Source organism: Pseudomonas sp. P4_C3, assembly GCF_056402075.1.
The window spans coordinates 1-1,652 of sequence record NZ_JBFUIC010000574.1 but is presented as its reverse complement, the minus strand read 5'-3'; the positions used below and the strand labels follow the sequence as shown (position 1 = coordinate 1,652).

The following is a 1,652-nucleotide window of genomic DNA, read 5'->3' as shown; positions in this document are numbered from 1 at the left end:
CTTCAACGCCGCGACTTGAATGACAACGGTAAGACAAGTAACGGGCGATAAGCGCTTGCGGTTACTTGGGTGCAACGATCATTTTGTCACGGATGATCAGATTCTGAACTGCGCCCTGGCTTTGGTTCCGGCATGGGGCGCCGATTCAATGATGAATATTCCGCCGAGGGATTCGACGCGATAGCGCATGCCGACAAGGCCCAGATGAGTCCTGCCTCGACCTGGCACACTCGGTTTCTCGGTTGGAATACCCACTCCTGCATCCTCGACTTGCACTTCCAGTAGCCCTTCGAAGTGAGAGGCGCTGAGTTTTTGGCCTTTTCCTCCGGCGTGAATATAGGCATTGTTCAATGCTTCCTGGGCGAAGCGGTAAATACAAATTTTATGGGCTATCGGTACATCGTCCGCAAGCGTATCAAGCTGCAGTTCGACTCGCGTCTCGGTTCGCTCTTCGTGCCGCCCGGCAAGCAATACCAGCGCATCGTGCAGGCTCAGATCATTGACTTCCGGAAGTGCCAGGTCGAGTGATATTTCCCGCACTTCGTTTAAAGCATCCTCGCCGGCACGTCTTATCATTTCGAGGACTTCCCCATCCGAGGCGCCTTGCGAATCTTCGAGCTCTTCAAGGCGAAGGAGAATAAGCGACAACAGCTGAGCAGGACCATCATGAAGATCTGCCCCGATCCGACGGAGAGTGAGTTCATTGATTCTGGAAAACTCACGATTAGCTGTAGTGACTTTGCGCTGAAGGGCGGTATTATTTGAGTGCAACTTTGCTTGCTCATGCATTCGCCATTTAAGTGCTGATTCCTGCTGCTTTATGATCTTGTCGTCACGCCGAACGATAAAAAATAACAGCCAAAGCATGGCCATCGTTGCTGCACCAACAATCGCCCATACTTTCTTGCGAACGTTATTGATTTCGCGCTGTAACGCTTCCGCGGTTTCGTAGAACTCACCAACCGCAATAATCTTTCCAGTACCTGCTTCGCGCAGTGGAGCAAAAATTTCATAGAGCGGAATATTCAGGCTTCGCTCAAAAGCATCCTCAATATCATCCGCAGTATCATCCTCAAGATCACTGTCCAGTTCTGTATAGATCTTGCCTGTCAGCGCCTGTGAGATCTCCACTGTCGGAAAATGTTTTTGGACCGCTGATTTGTCGGTGCTGTAGACAATCGTGCCGTCTGGAAGCCAGATTTTCACCGAGACAACATGTGTACTGAACGAGGTGCTGGACAGCAGGTGATCAATGGTCTGAATAGTGCCATCGGGGAGTTCTTTGGCAGTGGTTAATCCCTGGACGAAGGGTTCGAGAAAGTTCTGCATATAACGCGCCCCCGTCTCCGCCGCCGTTTGAACCGTTGCATCTTCGATACTCTGGCTTACGAGGTTTCCAACGAGCGTCATGGTCAAACCCAGAATTATTGTGGCGCAGATGACGAACTGGGTTGAGCGGCTCAAATGGCGCAATTTCGCCCGGGTGCCCTGGCTCCCGGGCACTGCGCTACTGGACGTTTGGCCAGTGTCTGATTCGACCAAGGTCTGATCCGAATCATTGACCAAGGTCTCAGAATTTGATTGGGCTTTCGTCTCTGTACACATCCGGGTAGCCCCTCAATACTCATTTTTAATGGAGTGTATAGCTAGCG

1 protein-coding gene is annotated in these 1,652 nt (G+C 51.3%); it reads right to left on the bottom strand.

Features of this window, described 5'->3' with window-relative positions:
* Positions 1 to 96: 96 nt before the first annotated feature.
* Entirely contained in the window at positions 97 to 1,605 is a 1,509-nt protein-coding gene (locus tag AC1DVH_RS30790) for a sensor histidine kinase (protein WP_477756970.1), read from the bottom strand.
* Positions 1,606 to 1,652 lie beyond the last annotated feature (47 nt).